General features: G+C 69.8%; 17 protein-coding genes. 11 read left to right on the forward strand and 6 right to left on the reverse strand.

The window, feature by feature from the left end; all coding sequences use genetic code 11:
- Window positions 1-68 precede the first annotated feature (68 nt).
- Both NO876_RS09615 and NO876_RS09620 read left to right on the forward strand, forming a co-directional pair.
- Window positions 69-935, forward strand: coding sequence for a pantoate kinase (locus NO876_RS09615; RefSeq protein WP_256421460.1), 867 nt, complete (start codon window positions 69-71; stop codon window positions 933-935).
- A gap of 80 nt (window positions 936-1,015) precedes the next feature.
- Entirely contained in the window at window positions 1,016-1,777 is a 762-nt protein-coding gene (locus tag NO876_RS09620) for a 4-phosphopantoate--beta-alanine ligase (protein ID WP_256421461.1), read from the forward strand.
- Window positions 1,778-1,819: 42 nt separating this feature from the next.
- On the opposite strand, the gene NO876_RS09625 is transcribed toward NO876_RS09620, so the two are convergent.
- The 4 genes from NO876_RS09625 to pth2 form a co-directional block, all read right to left on the reverse strand.
- Window positions 1,820-2,545 carry a DUF2103 domain-containing protein gene (locus NO876_RS09625; protein WP_256421462.1) on the reverse strand — a complete coding sequence of 242 codons (726 nt, stop codon included), beginning with the start codon at window positions 2,543-2,545 and terminating at the stop codon, window positions 1,820-1,822.
- A gap of 120 nt (window positions 2,546-2,665) precedes the next feature.
- Window positions 2,666-4,066, reverse strand: a complete 1,401-nt coding sequence (gene truD, locus NO876_RS09630; protein ID WP_256421463.1) for a tRNA pseudouridine(13) synthase TruD — start codon at window positions 4,064-4,066, stop codon at window positions 2,666-2,668.
- A gap of 82 nt (window positions 4,067-4,148) precedes the next feature.
- Window positions 4,149-5,210: a sensor histidine kinase gene (locus NO876_RS09635; RefSeq protein ID WP_256421464.1), complete on the reverse strand. Its 1,062-nt coding sequence runs from the start codon at window positions 5,208-5,210 to the stop codon at window positions 4,149-4,151.
- Window positions 5,211-5,288: 78 nt separating this feature from the next.
- Window positions 5,289-5,627, reverse strand: a complete 339-nt coding sequence (gene pth2 / locus NO876_RS09640) for a peptidyl-tRNA hydrolase Pth2 (RefSeq protein WP_256421465.1) — start codon at window positions 5,625-5,627, stop codon at window positions 5,289-5,291.
- A gap of 88 nt (window positions 5,628-5,715) precedes the next feature.
- Between pth2 and NO876_RS09645 the strand changes: the two genes are divergently transcribed.
- The 3 genes from NO876_RS09645 (at window position 5,716) to NO876_RS09655 (ending at window position 7,980) form a co-directional block, all read left to right on the forward strand.
- A complete protein-coding gene (locus NO876_RS09645; RefSeq protein WP_256421466.1) occupies window positions 5,716-6,192 on the forward strand; it encodes a DUF3592 domain-containing protein in 477 nt (158 codons plus the stop codon).
- A gap of 223 nt (window positions 6,193-6,415) precedes the next feature.
- Entirely contained in the window at window positions 6,416-7,069 is a 654-nt protein-coding gene (gene dcd, locus NO876_RS09650) for a dCTP deaminase (RefSeq protein WP_256421467.1), read from the forward strand.
- Window positions 7,066-7,980, forward strand: a complete 915-nt coding sequence (locus NO876_RS09655; protein ID WP_256421468.1) for a thiamine-phosphate synthase family protein — start codon at window positions 7,066-7,068, stop codon at window positions 7,978-7,980. The genes dcd and NO876_RS09655 overlap by 4 nt, the downstream gene beginning before the upstream one ends.
- 19 nt (window positions 7,981-7,999) lie before the next feature.
- Here the strand turns inward: NO876_RS09655 and NO876_RS09660 are convergent, their stop codons facing one another.
- Complete coding sequence (locus NO876_RS09660) at window positions 8,000-8,923, reverse strand: sulfide-dependent adenosine diphosphate thiazole synthase (protein WP_256421469.1); 924 nt, start codon at window positions 8,921-8,923, stop codon at window positions 8,000-8,002.
- A gap of 275 nt (window positions 8,924-9,198) precedes the next feature.
- Between NO876_RS09660 and NO876_RS09665 the strand changes: the two genes are divergently transcribed.
- The 6 genes from NO876_RS09665 (at window position 9,199) to NO876_RS09690 (ending at window position 14,907) form a co-directional block, all read left to right on the forward strand.
- Window positions 9,199-10,194, forward strand: a complete 996-nt coding sequence (locus NO876_RS09665; RefSeq protein ID WP_256421470.1) for a glutathione S-transferase family protein — start codon at window positions 9,199-9,201, stop codon at window positions 10,192-10,194.
- Between the two features lie 51 nt (window positions 10,195-10,245).
- A complete protein-coding gene (locus tag NO876_RS09670) occupies window positions 10,246-10,950 on the forward strand; it encodes a cob(I)yrinic acid a,c-diamide adenosyltransferase (RefSeq protein WP_256421471.1) in 705 nt (234 codons plus the stop codon).
- A 51-nt stretch (window positions 10,951-11,001) separates the two neighbouring features.
- Complete coding sequence (locus NO876_RS09675) at window positions 11,002-12,681, forward strand: cobyric acid synthase (RefSeq protein ID WP_256421472.1); 1,680 nt, start codon at window positions 11,002-11,004, stop codon at window positions 12,679-12,681.
- 75 nt (window positions 12,682-12,756) lie between these two features.
- Window positions 12,757-13,530 (forward strand): nucleotide-binding protein, encoded by a 774-nt coding sequence (locus NO876_RS09680; RefSeq protein ID WP_256421473.1) that lies wholly within the window; start codon window positions 12,757-12,759, stop codon window positions 13,528-13,530.
- Between the two features lie 2 nt (window positions 13,531-13,532).
- Complete coding sequence (locus tag NO876_RS09685; protein WP_256421474.1) at window positions 13,533-14,087, forward strand: DUF8054 family protein; 555 nt, start codon at window positions 13,533-13,535, stop codon at window positions 14,085-14,087.
- Window positions 14,088-14,169: 82 nt separating this feature from the next.
- The gene (locus NO876_RS09690) at window positions 14,170-14,907 is read left to right on the forward strand and encodes a DUF8116 family protein (RefSeq protein WP_256421475.1); all 738 of its coding nucleotides are present in this window, start codon (window positions 14,170-14,172) and stop codon (window positions 14,905-14,907) included.
- Between the two features lie 40 nt (window positions 14,908-14,947).
- On the opposite strand, the gene NO876_RS09695 is transcribed toward NO876_RS09690, so the two are convergent.
- Window positions 14,948-15,982 (reverse strand): hypothetical protein, encoded by a 1,035-nt coding sequence (locus tag NO876_RS09695; protein WP_256421476.1) that lies wholly within the window; start codon window positions 15,980-15,982, stop codon window positions 14,948-14,950.
- Window positions 15,983-16,016 lie beyond the last annotated feature (34 nt).

The following is a 16,016-nucleotide window of genomic DNA, read 5'->3' on the forward strand; positions in this document are numbered from 1 at the left end:
CGAGTTACACGCTCGGCTCACGCGCCTGAACCGCGCTCGATTTAACGGCGGACGCGCAATCGACGGCAATGACCGACGAGGCGGCGGCGTTCGTGCCCGGGCACGTCACCGGATTCTTCAGCGCGCACCCCGACGAGGACCCGTCGACGGCGGGCTCTCGCGGCGCCGGGATCGCGCTCTCGCACGGCGTCGACGTCCGCGTCGTCCGCGGCATTGGTGGCAACGACGTCGGAGTGACGCTGAACGGCGACCCGATCGACGTTGCCCCCGTCGGCGCCGTCCTCGACGACCTCGACGCGTCGGACGCGCGGGTCGTCGCCGAGACGCCGCTGCCGCTCGGTGCCGGCTTCGGCGTCTCGGGAGCGATGGCGCTCGGCGTCGCCTACGCCGTCAACGCCGCTTACGACCGCACACGGAGCGAGAACGACCTCATCGAACTCGCTCACGTCGCCGAGGTCGAGGCCGGAACCGGACTCGGCGACGTGGTGGCGCAGGCCCGGGGCGGGCTCCCGATCCGACTCGAACCCGGCGCACCGGGGCACGGTCGCCTCGACGGCATCCCCGCCAGCCCGCGCGTCGAGTACGTCTCCTTCGGGGCAGTCTCGACGGAGGACGTGCTCTCGGGCGACACCAGCACGCTGACCGCCGCGGGCGAGCGCGCGCTGTCGGATCTGCGAGCGGAGCCGACCACCGATCGGCTCGTCGAACGCTCTCGGCGGTTCGCTCGGGAGGCGGACCTCCTCACCGAGCGCGTCGCCGACGCCGTCGCGGCGGTCCGCGCCGAGGGCGGCGACGCCGCGATGGCGATGCTCGGCGACACCGTCTTCGCGTTCGGCGACGGCCTCTCGGCCGCCGGCTACGACCCTGAGGTCTGCTCGGTCCATCCGACGGGGGCGACGCTTCGCCCGCCCGACGTCGGTCGCTTCGAGCGCTGAACGGACCGCACAACTGCCGAATGCGAGACGCGGCGAACCCAAACCGTCCCGCTTTTCGTCCGGCCAATCGATCGCAAGGTATGAGCGAGATCGACGTTCCGGAGAGCCACCCCCGCTACCAGTCGCTTCTGACCCGCCACCGGATCGAAGCGGGCGTCGAAAAGGGGATCACGAGCAAGCAGGGGCTCATCGCGGAGGGTCGCGGCGAGGCGTTCGACTACCTCCTCGGCGAGCGCACCATCGAATCGGCCGACGAGGCCGCGCGGGCGGCCGCGGCGCTCCTGCTCTTGGCCGACCGTCCCGTCCTCTCGGTCAACGGCAACGTCGCGGCGCTCGTCCCCGGCGAGACCGTCGAACTCGCCGCGGCTGTCGACGCCGACGTCGAGGTGAACCTCTTCAACCGGACCGACGAGCGGATGACAGCGATCGTCGGGCACCTCCGCGAGCACGGTGCCGAGGAGGCCGGGGTCGAGATCAAGGGACTGACCGCCGACGCGCGCATTCCCGGCTTGGAGCACGAGCGATCGAAGGTCGATGCCGACGGCATCGGCGCGGCCGACGTCGTGCTCGTCCCGCTGGAGGACGGCGACCGCGCGGAGGCGCTCGCCGAGATGGGCAAATCCGAGATCGTGATCGACCTGAATCCGCTGTCGCGGTCCGCGCGGGCCGCGGCGGTCCCGATCGTCGACAACATCCTCCGAGCGGTCCCGAACATCACCCAGCACGCCGAGGCGCTGCGTGGCGCGTCGCGGGAGGAATTGGAAGCGATCGTCGCAGACTTCGACCCGGAGGCGGCGCTGTCGGCGGCCGAAGACGCGATCCGATCGGGCGATCTCGAATAGCGTTCTCCGCTCTGGTTCGCTCGTCCCACTCCACCGACGCGCTCACTCGTCCCGGAGTTCGGCCTCGGTGAGCGCCTCGTTGAGGTCGTCGCGGACGAACTCGCCGGACTCTCTGTCCATCGCGGTCGTCACGATCCGGTTCTCCTGGACGCTCGATCCGTCCCGGAGCAGCAGTCGGACGTTGCCGTTGTCGTCGGCGCGGGTCACCTTCGCTCTGAGCCCCGTCTGCGATCCCATCCCGCCCGCGTCGATCGGCCCGGGGACGATCTTCTTGACGTGCGGGTGGTCGGCGACGACGCCGATGGCCTGCCGACCGTTCCGGCCGCCGATCAGCGTCGAGTGGGACCCGCCGAGTTTCTCTCTGGGCGGCGTCTCGACGACCTCCAGCGAGCGCTCGCCGCGTCGCTCCAGCACCCGCTCGACGGGGTCGTCGGCCGCGACGCGGTAGAACTCGTGGTGCAGTTGCGCTCTCGTCTCTCTGAGGACCGCGCGGTTCCCCGCCGCGAACACGGTCTCGGGCCGCTTGCGGCGGATGTCGTCGGCGACGCGCCCCGCGAAGTTCCTGAGCTCGACGGTCTCGGTCTCGGGGTCGTCCTCGGGGACGGTCGTCAGCGTCGTCTTCCCCACGATCTCCTCGCCGTCGAGCATCGTCAACTCGGCGCGATCGCGCTCGAAGGCGACGACGACGGCGTCGCAGTTGGCGGTGTCGCAGACCAGACAGTAGTCGCCCGGGCGTTCGAGCGGCGTGCCGCACCGCCGACAGTCCATAGCGAGCGAAGGCGACGGGAAAATAAAAGCGCGGCTATCGGTCGGTGCCCCGACCCACCGACGTCCCGCGTCCTCGGCGGCGTCGATCGCGGCGAGTGTCCGTCCGGTCGGACCGCCCCCTCACAGGTCCGTCGGGTCGGTCTTCAGATACTCTCGGAGCAGCACCGTCGCGTACGATCCCGAGGGAAGCGAGAAGGAGAGGTCGTACGCGTCCTCGTCGGCGTCGACGTCGGTGGCGACGCGCGTCCGAAGCAGGACCGCGCGCCGCGTGCCGGTCGAGTGGAACTGGTCGGGAAGGTCGAAATCGCCGGGGTCGAGGTCGAGGTCGTCGAGGACGGCGCGTTCGACGTCTCCCGGCTCGCCCGACGCGAGTTCCGTTTCGACGCCGATCAGCGGCGCGGTCACGAACGCCCGGCCGCGCTCACAGTGTCGCCGCATCACGTCGACGCGGCGCTCGGTCGCGACCTGCGTCCGGTCGGTGTCCGGGCGGAAGAGCCCGCCGGGGGCGTCGGTGTCGGCGAAGCAGACGACGTCGCCCTCAACCGGATGGGAGAGGGGAAGGCCGCGCGAGAGCCGCTCGCTGACGATTCTGTTGAACGCGTACGACTGCGCGGCGTTGACGAACAGCCGCTGGAGGTTCTCCGGAACCGCCTCCAGGGCGTGCCGCCACCGCTCTTCGGTCCCGTCGCCGTCCTCGTGCAGGCGGTGTAACATCGATCGCTCGAAGCGGAGCGCGCCGGGCATCCGGTCGAGCGCCGCCTGCCAGTCCGGGTTCTCCGTCTCGGCCTGCTCGTCGACGAACTGCCGGGCCTCCCGTGTCGCCTCGGGCTCGGCCTCGGAGGGGTTGCCGACGTACGTCAGGACCGCCTCGCGCCACTCGCCGCGGGCGACGCACAGACCGACCTCGTGGGTGACCGGCCGGCGGCTTCCGAAGCGCTGGTGGCCGAAGTAGTTCGGGACGGCCACGTCGACGCCGTCTCCGTCGGTCCCGCCGTTGCCGTCCTTCGAGCCGCCCGCCGCGCCCGCCCCACTGACCCGCGCGTGCAGCGCTGCCGTGACCTCGTCGACCGGCGCGACGTCGGCGTCGCGGACGCGGATCTCGAAGGCGTTGCCCGCCAGGTCGCCGAAGTGGAGCCGGCGGCCGATCCTGCCCAGGACCTCGACGTCGGCGTCGTCGACGTCGGGGAGCGTCTCCGGGTCGACCCCGTCGAGCGAGAACAGCTGCGTCGTGACCGCGTACTTGTCCTTCGTACCGGCCCAGGAGACCCGCTCGCGGCTGATCCCCAGCGCGTTCGAGAGCCGGCGCGCGAAGTCGTTGGTGTCCCACCCGCGCAGCGTCGCCCGGACGAGCAGGTGCGGGTAGTCGCCGGTCTCGGCGTCGAGCGGCGCGGGGTCCATCGCCTCCAGTTCCCGGACGCGGAAGTCCGCAGGAGTCGACCGCAGGCGGCCGCCGGTCCCGTCGGCGTCGCTGTAGTAGTGCTCGATGCCGACGCGCCGTTCGAGAGGGTGAGCCTCGCGCATCTGGTTGCCTCCGAGTATCTCCCGGAGTAAGGCCGCTCCGGTTCCCACTCGTTCGGGAACTCCCGGCTTCGCCGACCTCCTGTTAGTTCCCCTCGTCGGACTCTCGCATTCCGGTGATCTCGAACCGTGCCCCGCCCGCCTCGGAGTCGCCGACGGCGACGTCCCAGCCGTGGGCCTCCGCCGTCGCGGCGACGATGTTGAGACCGAACCCCGTCCCGCTCTCTCCGGTGGTGTATCCGTACTCGAAGACGCGCTCGCGGTCCGCTTCGGGCACTCCCGATCCGTCGTCGTCGACGGCGATCCCGCCCGGGATCGACGAGACCGTCACCGTGACGCCGTCGGTGTCCTCCCCGGCGTGTCGAATCGCGTTCTCGAAGAGGTTCTCGAAGAGCCGACAGAGTCGCCCGTCGTCGGCTTCGACCGTCCCGAGGTCGCCGTCGACGATCAGGCTCCCGCCGGCGTCGTCCGCGCGCGCCGGTTCGACCTCGTCGCCGCACCCGCCGACGGCCTCCCACGCGCCGACCACGATGCGGTTCAAATCGACGGGTGTGACGTCCGGGTCCCGACGCCTGTCGCCGACGAGTGTCCGAACGTCGCCGATGATGGACTCCATTCGACCGTGCACGCGATCCAATCGATCCAGGAACTCCTCGCCGCCGGCGACCTCCTCGCGGAGGATCTTCACCTGCGCCTGCGCGGCGTTCAACGGGCTCGTGAGGTCGTGCGTCAGGATCTCGGCGAACCGTTCGAGGTCGCGCTCGCGCTCCGCCCGCTCGGTCACGTCCCGCACGACGCTCACGAGGTACTCCCGGTCCCCGACGGTCGTCGACGACACGCTCGATTCGGCCCAGAACGTCGTGCCATCGTTCCGTTCGGCCTCCCAGCGAAACGTTTCCGCCTCCCCCCGCCGTGCCGTTCGGTCTGCTGCTGCCCGTGTGCCTCTCGTCCGGTCCGAGTCGACCGTGTACGCTTCGGCGTCGAGTTCGCGGAAGTCCTCGGGGGCGTATCCGAACACGTCCTCGACGGCCGCGTTGACGGCGACGACCTGTCCGCTCGCGACCTCGCGGACGATCACGGCGTCGCCCATCCCGTCGACGACCTGCGCGAGCGCGTCGTCGACACGCTCCCCCGCGAAGTTCCTCATTTGTGCTCCCTCCGTACGGACCCGTGGTAAGTCGTTTGGCCGGCTCCCCGTCTGTCCTCCGTGACTTCGACCCTCGGATCAGTACAGCGAGAGGTCCCCGGTCACCCGGTCGACGTCCTCGTCGCGAGCGGGACCGACCGCCAGACACGTCACCGTGCCGGGATCGAGTTGGGTGTGTCCGGCGTCCCGGATGATCGCGTTCGGGAGACCGAGCCGCTCGGCCTCGTCGGCCAGTCGGAACAGCGTCTCCTCGCCGTCGGCCTTCAACACGACCTTCTTTTGCCCGCCGCCTTTCCACTCTTTTCTGGTCCGGTCGTCGGTGTCCTCGTACGCCGACAGCGAGGCGTGTGCGACCTGCGCGGCGAGCTTTCCCCTCCCCATCCCGAGATCCGTTCGGGCGACGATGGCCTGCTTCATACGTGTCGGTGGCTCGCGCGGTCGTATATGTCCTCGCTTCCCGCGGGGGAAGCGTCATAATTATAATCGATCTCGATCACCGGAACCTGTGCCCTCCACAATTGGTCCCAGTTCGTTCTTCGCGGCGGTGTTGCTCCTCGTCGGAACCGGCCTCGCCGGGTACGGCGCGTACGATTACACCCAGCAGTCCGAAGCGATCGAGGACGCGGTGTCAGTGGAAGCGACGGTCGTCGAGACCGACGTCGAGACGGTCTCCAGCAAGGGAGACCAGTCCCACGAGCCGACCGTGTCCTTCGAGTACCGCTACGACGGCACGGCGTACACCGGCGACCGGATCTTCCCGTCGGACGTGAGCCCGAAGTACGAGACGCACTCGAAGGCGCAGTCGATCGCGCAGGAGTACGAATCGGGGGAGACGGTCACCGCGTACGTCGATCCGGCGTCGCCCGGCGACGCGTTCCTCGAGAAGCGACGGTCGACGTATCCGCTGAAACTCGCGGGGATCGGGGTCCTGATCGTGCTCATCACGCTCGGGTCTCGCGTCCGGTCGTCGCTAAATATCTAGGACGGTCTCTCGGTCGGACGACTCCGAGGTATAGTAGCGTTTGCAACTGATTACACATCCGACCGCACGACGTCGTGCGATCGAGTGAGTAAAGACTTGCAAACGCTACTATAGGCTTGCCGCCGGAGCGGTCCGGCCGCAACGAGTCGGTTCGTTCGCCTCGGCGGACCGCCCCAGTCGGAAGCGTGTGACTTTACGTCGCTCGCTCACACTCACTCGGACGATGATACTCTCTGACGACGACATCCTCGCTCGACTGGAGGCCGGTGACCTCGTCGTCGACCCCATCGACGACCTCGATATGCAGATCCAGCCGGCGAGCATCGACCTCCGACTCGGCGAGGAGTTCTTGGAGTTCCAGCGGACGAACATCTCCTGTATCCACCCGAACCGCGAGTCGGAGGTCTCCGAGTACGTGACCGAGACCACGGTGCCGGAGGGCGAGGAGTTCATCCTTCACCCCGGCGACTTCGTCCTCGGGACGACCAAAGAGCGCGTCGAGATCCCCCCCGATCTCCTCGCGACCGTCGAGGGGCGCTCTTCGCTCGGTCGCCTGGCGGTCGTGATCCACGCGACCGCGGGCATCGTCGACCCGGGCTACCACGGACAGATCACGCTCGAACTGTCGAACCTCGGCACCGCGCCGGTGGCGCTCACGCCGGGGATGCGCGTCTCACAGCTCGTCTTCACCGAACTCACCCGGCCCGCGGGACGACCCTACGGCGTCGAGCGCGGGTCGAAGTATCAGAACCAGAAGGGGCCGCAGGCCTCGCGCATCGGTGCCGACCCCGAGTTCGCGTCGGAATCGACGGCGCCCGACGAGGGTGGCGGCGACGTCGAGAGCGCCGAGCGTCGAGACGGGGATACGGACGAATGAAGTTCATCGAGGAGGTCGTCGTCGAGGAGTTCCTCCCCACCTTCCGCTCGATGCTGGCGGAGGCGCTCCGTGATCGAGGACTCACCCAACACGAAGTGGCGGAGGCGCTGGGAATCAGCCAGAGCGCCGTCTCGAAGTACGCCCACGGCGACGTGAGTCGGCGAGCGGCGGTCCTCGAAGACGAGCGCGTCGCCGAACTCGTCGAGCGCGTCGCCGACGGCCTCGCGACGGGCGATATGAGTCGCGTGCAGGCGCTCGTCGAGGCCGAAGTGCTCGTCCGGCGGTTAGAGGAGGGCGACCTGCTCGCGCGCCTCCACGAGGAGGCGATGCCCGAACTCGCCGACCACGACGGCTACGTTCGGATCCACGACCCCGAGAGCGGGCTCCGGACGAGTGAACAGGTCCGGTCGTCGCTACGGCGGGCGCTCCGCCGCCTGACGAACGCCAGCGGGTTCGCCGGTCTCATCCCCAACGTCGGCTCGAACCTCGTCGAGTGCCTCCCGGAGGCGGCCGACGTCGACGACGTCGCGGGCGTGCCCGGGCGGATCTTCGACGTCAAGGGCCGCGCGACCGTCCCGGCCGACCCGGAGTTCGGCGTCAGCGAGCACGTCGCGAGCGTGCTCCTGTCGGCGCGCGAGGCCGGAAGCGACGCCCGCGCCGCGCTCAACGTCCGATACGACTCGAAGATCGTCGCGGACCTCGAAGCCGCCGGCTACGACGCCGTCGAGTTCGACCCGGACGCGCCGACCGATCCGATCCGCGAGTCGCTCGCAGAGCGCGGCCCCGAATCGCTCTCTGCGACGTTCGTCTGCTATCAGACCGGCGGGTACGGCATCGAGCCGATCACCTACGTGCTCGGCCCCGACGCCGACGCGGTCGTCACGGCGGTCAAGGGACTACTGAAAGACTGACACCAACCCCTGCCGAGTATCAGTCGTCCGCGGGCGCGGTGGGCGCGAACTCGATCGGCGACGCGTCGCGGCCGAGCTCGTCGAGGCACGCCTGCGCGCCCCGCTTCCCGGAGAGGAGCATCGCGCCGAACGTCGGTCCCATCCGCGGGAGCCCCTCGACGGTGGCGACGGCCATCCCGGTGGCGACGACGCCCGGGTGGACGAGGCCGGTGTGTTCGACCACCTGATCTTCCGACTCGCCGACCCACATCGAGTCGTGGCCGGGGGAGTCGTGGCCGGGCGCGCCGTACTCGTCGTCACCGGTCGCGTCCATCCCCGTGTTGTGCTCGTCCGCGTGTTCGATCCCGGGCGCGTCGAGCGCGCCGCGCTCTGAGAGCTTCGAGACGACGACGGCCTCGTGGCCGGTCGAGTCGACGACGAGGTCGGACTCGACGGCGACGGGGTCGACGCAGGTGAGTTCGCGCGGCAGCGCGTGCACCGGCGTCCAGTTGAGGACGACGCCGCCGACGCGGTCGTTCTCGCGGACGACCACGTCCGTGAACTCCGTCATGTTCTGGATCTTCGCGCCGGCGTCGCAGGCGGCCTCGACGAGCGACGAGACCGCGTGCGGACCGTCGGCGACGTACAGTCCCGAGGCCTCGTCGGACTCCTCGTAGGGGACGCCGAGTTCGTCGAGCACCGACTGTCCCGGGTCCCGCACGGTCACCTTGTTCATCAGGAAGCCGCCGAGCCAGAACCCGCCCCCGAGGTAGTTGTTCTTCTCGACGACGGTCACGTCGACGCCGCGCTCGGCCAACTCCTTCGCCGTGACGAGGCCGGAGGGGCCGCCGCCGACGACGATGACGTCGGTGTCGACGCGGTCGAGGAACTCCTCGCTCCAGTCTGTGGCGATGGCTCGAGTCACCTGTGCTTCGCTCACGTCCGCGAATCCGTCGAACTCCATTACATTATCCAGTTCTACCACCAACTACTAATCCGTTTCGCTGTCTCGATTTCGGCCGCAGATTCCGTCCTCCCCGCAGTGCTACTCCTGCCACACTACAGTTCTCCCAACAGTACCGCTGCCGACTGCTCGGCAGTGGTCGTGTGTGCGCGGCGCGCGAGTGCCGAACGACTTACCCCGTCCGCGCGCCTACGCGAGATACAGATGTTTACACCAGCAGCCGCTGCTCACACTGCGGCGGACACTCGATCGCCGGCGGTCGGGAGGGATCGCCGATGAACATGCTCGTCGACGGCGAGTGGCGAACGGACGCCTACCGGACGACGAACGATGAGGGCGAGTTCGACCGACAGGAGACGTCGTTCCGCGACTGGATCCAGGACGATCCCGAGGCCGAGTTCCCCGCCGAGTCCGGCCGGTATCACGTCTACATCTCGCGGGCCTGCCCGTGGGCCCACCGCGTGGCGATGACGCGCCGGCTGAAGGGTCTCGAAGACGACATCTCGCTGTCGATCGTCGAACCCGTCCGCTACGAGGACGGCTGGGAGTTCTCCGAGGAGTACCCCGACCCGCTCTACGGCGAGGAGTTCCTCCGCGACGTCTACACCCGCGCGGACTCGGCGTTCACCGGCCGCGTGACGGTTCCCGTCCTCTGGGACCGGGAGAAAGAGACCGTCGTCAACAACGAGTCCCGCGAGATTATGCGGATGCTCGACACCGAGTTCGGAGGACCGAACGGCGTCGACCTCTGGCCCGAGGGCCACCGCGAGGCGGTCGATCGGGTCATCGACGACATCTACGACCCGATCAACAACGGCGTCTACCGGGCCGGCTTCGCCGACACCCAGGCGGCCTACGAGAACGCGGTCGCGGACGTCTTCGAGGCGCTCGATCACTGGGAGGACGTCCTCGAGGAGCAACGGTACCTCGTCGGAGACGTGCTCACCGAGGCCGACGTCGCGATGTTCGCGACGCTCGTCCGCTTCGATCACGTCTATCACACCCACTTCAAGTGCAACCGCCGGGCGATCCACGAGTACCCGAACCTCTGGAACTACACGAAGGAGCTCTACCAGCTCCCCGGCGTCGCGGAGACGGTGAACGTCGACCACATCACGCGACACTACTACATGAGCCACGGCGACGTCAACCCGAAGCGCCTCGTCCCGACCGGCCCCGACATCGACTTTTCGGCTCCGCACAACCGCGACCGGTTGCCGGCCGACCTCCCGCCGGCGCTGCGGGGCGATGCGGCCCCCGCGGACGACTGATACGACCGGACTTCCACCGCCTTCTTGTCCGCTCACGTCTACCTCTCAGCTATGACTGACGGCGACGACGCGAGTACGCAGACGCCGGCGGAGACGCGCCGGTCGACCCCCGGCGGCGGCGTCCGCCCGACCGCTGCCGACATCGAACCCGCCGCGCCCGAGGAGTTCGGACTCGTGCAGGCGTGGTGGGGAGACGGAAAGGGAAAGACCACGGCCGCGCTCGGGATGGCGTTCCGCGCGGCCGGGCACGGCTACCGCGTGCACCTCCTCCAGTTCATGAAGGGCGGCGCTGACTCCGTCGAGAGCGTCCGCGGCGAGTACAACGCCATCGCGGCGGTGCCGGGAATCTCCTACGAGAACACCGGCCACTACGGGTGGCACGGGATGCTGGACGGTTCCGACGAGGACGAACACCTCGCGAAGGCCCGCGGCGCGCTCGCCCGCGCGGAGGAGTTGGTCGCGGCCGCTCGCGACGCGGACCTGACGGAGCCGCTGGACCCCGACGGCGACCCCGAGGCCGGCGTCCACCTGCTCGTTCTCGACGAGGTCCTCTACGCCGCCGACCAGGGACTCATCGACGAGGCCGACGTCCTCGGCCTGATCGACTCGAAGCCCGCGAACCTCGAACTCGTGCTGACCGGGAGTCACGCCGAGCCGACGTACCTGCTCGACACGGTCGACCTCGTGACCGAGGTGCGGAAGGAGAAACACCCCTTCGACGAGGGCGTCCGCGCGCGGAAGGGGACGGAGTACTGATGCCCGACGGCCGGAAGCCGACGGACGACGGTTCGTCGGTCCCCGAGGGAGATGGCCGCTGAGACGGTCCTCGTCGCCGGCACGGCCAGTCACGTCGGCAAGAGCACGGTTGCTGCCGGACTGTGTCGCCGCCTCGCCGACGCCGGCGTCGACGTCGCGCCGTTCAAGGCGCAGAACATGAGCAACGAGGCGCGGGCGGTCGTCCGACCGGGCGCGGTCCGCGGCACCGACGAACGGGAAGCGCCAGACTCCGCCGACCCCGCCTTCGGCGAGATCGGCGTCTCCCAGTACGTCCAGGCGCGCGCGGCGGACGTTCGGCCGACGACGGACCACAACCCCGTCCTCCTGAAACCCCGCGGCGAGGGCGAGTCCCAACTGGTCGTCGACGGCGTCGCCGTCGGCCACTACGCCGCCGGCGACTACTACGACGCGCACTGGGGCGAGGCGCGCGACGCCGCCGAGGCCGCCCACGCGCGCCTCGCGGCCGCGCACGACGTCGTCGTCGCCGAGGGCGCGGGGTCGATCGCGGAGATCAACTTCCACGACCGCGACCTCGCGAACGTCGAGACCGCGCGCTTCGCCGACGCGCGGATCCTGCTCGTCGCCGACATCGAGCGCGGCGGCGTCTTCGCCTCGATTCTGGGCACGCTGGAACTGCTGCCCGAGGACGTCCGCGAGCGCGTCGTCGGCGTCGCGATCACGAAGTTCCGCGGCGACCGCTCGCTGCTCGATCCCGGGATCGCGGAGATCGAGTCCCGGACCGGCGTCCCCGTGCTGGCGGTGCTTCCGTACGACGACCCCGGCCTCCCCGACGAGGACAGCGTCTCGCTGCCGGCGGCGGGCGAGCGCGAGGTCCGCGGCGGCGACGACGGCGTCCCCGACGATCGGGCGGTCACGGTCGCCGTCCCGCGGCTCCCCCGGGCGTCGAACACCGCCGACGTCGACCCGCTCGTCGACGTCCCGGGCGTCCGCGTCGCGTTCGTTCCCCTCGACGCGTCGGTGTCGAGCGCTGACGCCGTCGTCCTGACGGGCACGAAGAACACCGCCGACGACCTCCGGGCGATCCGGCAGGCGGGCCTCCACGAGCGGTTACGGCGATTCGACGGTCCCGTCGTCGGCCTCTGCGGGGGGTACCAACTCCTCGGGGAGCGCCTCGTCGACGCCGAGTTCGAGGGCACTGAGAGCGACGTCGACGACGGTACGACGATTCCCGGGATCGGTCTGCTTCCCGTCGAGACCGCCTTTTCCCGTCGGAAGCGCGTCGCTCCCGTCGGGTGGACGCTCGACGGGGGCGGTCCGCTCGCGAGCGCGACGGGCACCGTCGAGGGCTACGAGATCCACGCCGGCGAGACGAGACGGGCCGAGACGAGACGGACGGCCGAGACGAGACGGGCCGAGACGCAGACGGCCGAGACGGACTTGTCGCCGCCGGTCCGGTTCCCGTTCGCGAGCGACGGCCGGGAACCGGTGACGCTCGGCGCGGCACGGGGAAGCGTCCTCGGAACCTACCTCCACGGCCTCTTCGAGAACGACGCGGCACGCGAGGCATTCGTCGAGAGCGTGTTCGAGCACGCGGACGCGTCGCGGCCGGCAGGTGGGGTCGGCGCTGACACGCGGGTCGCCGCGGGCGCGCTTGACCCCTACGAGAGCGCCGCAGACCTCGTCGAACCGCTCCCGCTCGACGCGCTCTGTCCCGAGGGCGAAGCGCCCCGCTCCGACGCCGACGGCTGATCCGTCCCGTCGAGACGGAATCAACCCCGAGAATCGGACTCGAAGAGTTTTATTCGCCCGCCGCGACTCCCGGGTATGGTCGAGGCGTTCGCCGTCGCGAGCGGCAAGGGCGGCACCGGGAAGACGACGAGCACGCTGGCGCTCGGGATGGCGCTCGCCGAGCGGTACGACGTCACGGTCATCGACGCCGACACCGGGATGGCGAACCTGCTGTTTCACGCCGGCCTGGACGACGCGGACGTGACGCTGCACGACTTACTCGTCGCCGAGCGCGACGTTCCGATCGAGGCGGCCGTCTACGACCGCTTCGGGATGTCGGTCGTCCCCTGCGGGACGAGCCTCACCGCCTTCGAGGAGGCCGATCCGGGACGGCTCCGGGAGGTGGTCGCCGAGCTCGCCGCCGGGACCGACGTCCTCCTGCTCGACTCGCCGGCGGCGCTCGGTTCGAAGAGCGCGGTCCTCCCCGTCGTCCTCGCCGACCGCGTCGTCGTCGTGCTCCAGCCGACGGTCCCCTCTCTCTCTGACGGCCTGAAGGTCCAGGAGTACGCCCGCTCGTACGGCACCGAGACCGCGGGCGTGCTGTTCAACCGCGTCCGACCCGACGAGGACGTCGAGTCGATCGCCGAGCAGGCCGCGCGCTACTTCGGCGGGACGACGCTCGCGAGCGTCCCCGAGAGCGACGCGGTGCGCGCGGCCCGCCGCGCAGGCGAACCGCTGCTCGCGCACGCGCCGAGAGACCCCGCCGCGGACGCCTTCCACGAGGCGGCGGCGAACCTCGACGTCCGCGCCGGCGACGCCGACGGGGTCGCCGACCGCTTCCGGAGCGCGGTCGTCCCGGACCGACCCTGACGATGGTCGTCGACGGTCACATCCCCGAGGGCGAACTGCGTCGATCCAGGACCGACGCCGACGTCGGGGAGACGCTCGCGACCGTCCTCGACCGCGAGCTCACCGGCTACGTCGTCTTCGAACCGCAGGGCTCGATCCTGCTCGGCGACGGGGAGCGCGCGGTGGTGACCTTCGAGGACGGCGTCCCCGTCCTGGCGTATCACCCCGCGAGCGACGGCGGCGGCGACGACGCGCTCGACGCCCTCTCGGGGAGCCTCTTCCACGCCGCGGTCTACGAGCTCCCGCCCGAGGATCTGGCGGCGGCCCATCGGGTCGAGGAGCTCCGCGTCGACCCGCTCGCGCCGGCGAGACGACTGGCCGCCGACGAGACGCTCCTCGATCGGACGCGCGAGGCCGCGCCCGACGATCGGCTGACGGCGGAGGGCGGGACGAGCGCCGTCGAGGCGTTCCTCGCGGACGCGGAGTCGATCGAGGCGATCCGGGAGCAGGCCCGCGCGGAGGCGGAGTCCCGCGCCGCCGACTGGGGGCTCTCCGAGCAACTCGACGACGACCCGTGAGCGTCGGTCGTCCCTCGAAACGACGATCGTCGGCGGTATGGAAAACGAGACGATATATACGATCGGCTGCCTTATCCCTCCTGTGAGCGTCTTTTCGCTGCTGCGCGCACGAACGGCGTCGGACTTCGCCGACTGGTTCCGCCCCGGCGGAGAGTACCTGCTCCGCGTCGCCGACGGGATGGGCTTTCACACGGGTGACCTCCCGGGGTTCATCGACGAGGCCGAGACGGCGATGCGGGCGGGCCGGACGGGCGCGGACGTCGCGCCCGCGGTGAACCGACTGATCGCCGCCGACCTGTACGCCGACGCCGCGTTCGGCCTCCCCTTTCTGGAGTGGACGCCGGTCTGGTACGAACTCGCCCTGATGGGGCCGACGGCGTACGCGGGCTGGCGGCTCCGACGCGTCGCCGACCAGTACGCGGCGACGATCGACCACGTCTCGCTCCCGCGGTTCAGCCGCCCCGGCGACGTCGTCTCCCGCGGCGCGCCGGCGCTCGACTCGGTCTCGGGGTTCGCCGATCGGTTCGCGTTCGCCGACGCGATCCTCCACCTGGAGTGGTTCGACTACGTCGCCGCCGAGTGCGGGATCGGCGTCCCGCCGGAACTGATCGCGGAGACGCGCTCGCAGACGGTCGGCTACTACACCGGTGACCTCACGATCGAGGACCTGGATCCGACCGTCCGCCGCCTGCAGTACCTGCTCTTCACCGACGACGAGTGGGTTCGCGCGGTCGACGAGCGCTACGGCCTCGGCAGCTCGCTCCTGTCGGTCTGGGAGCAGGTGTGTCGTCGCGAGCGCGAGCGCTTCGGCGGCGTCTGATCGTCCGACCCGTGGGCGACCGCGCTCGCGACGCCCGGACTCACTTGTAGCCGCGGCTCGCCAGGTGATACCGAAGGACGTCTTTCGTCCCCTCGACGAACGGGCCCAGATCGACGGCGTCGGTCCGCTCGCTCAGCGCGCGGAGCCGCCGGTACTCCTCGTTCCACTCGTCCAGTAGTTCCGATTCGAGGCCGCGTTCGACGATGCGGTCGATCAACCGATCGACCTCGGCCGAGACGTCCGCTTCGCCGTCGGCCGCCGGGAGTTCCGCCGGATCGATCACCCCGCGTTCGAGGGCGGCGACGACGACGCCCGAACTGACGTCGCCCTCCCTGAGTTCTCGCTCCCACGTGCTGAGCCAGTTGCCGATCCGAGCCATCCGCTGCCCGGCGTCGACGGCCTCCCTGAGGAGCGAGAGCGATTCGGTGTGATCGGCCGAGGCGTGCATCAGGTCGATGTCGAGGTAACTGAACATCCCCATGTTGTGCGTCTCGTACCGGTCCAGGTCGGCCCTCGTCGCCAGTTCGGGACTGCTGATGACGAGCGTGCTGTACTCGATCGCGGTGAGAATCTGTCTGACGTCGAACCGGAAGAGCGAGGCGTACCTGTCGTACTGTGGCGCGTCCTCCAGACGATCGACGAGCGTCGTCCAGACGTCCCTCGCGAAGGCCACGTACTCCTCGTCGACGCCTTCGCCGTACGTCTCGATCGGTTCCGGCGTGGTGTCGTCGCGCCGGAGCCGAACGAGTCGGGTGATCGCGTCGAACGTCTCGTAATCTCGCCGTTTCTCGACGAGATCGTCGAGGATCGTGACGAACAGGACGAGCATCGTCTTGTTCGTCGCGACCCGCTGGCGGTGCTCGGTATCGACGACCGGCATCGTGTTCTTCGGCGCGAGTCGGTGGACCCACTGCCAGATGAACAGCGGACGCGCCCCCTCGAACGACCGATACTCGGTGACGAGCGACTGGAGGCACGGAGGGAGCTCGTGATCGCGTACCGATCGGAGCAGGTCGGCTGCGCGTTCGCCGTCGACGGAGCGGGCGACACTCTGGGCGGGCTTGCTGCGCGTCACGTTCGAGACGCTCGCATCGGCTGTACCTAAGCGG

The organism is Halobellus rarus (assembly GCF_024494595.1).
Classification (GTDB): domain Archaea; phylum Halobacteriota; class Halobacteria; order Halobacteriales; family Haloferacaceae; genus Haloquadratum; species Haloquadratum rarum.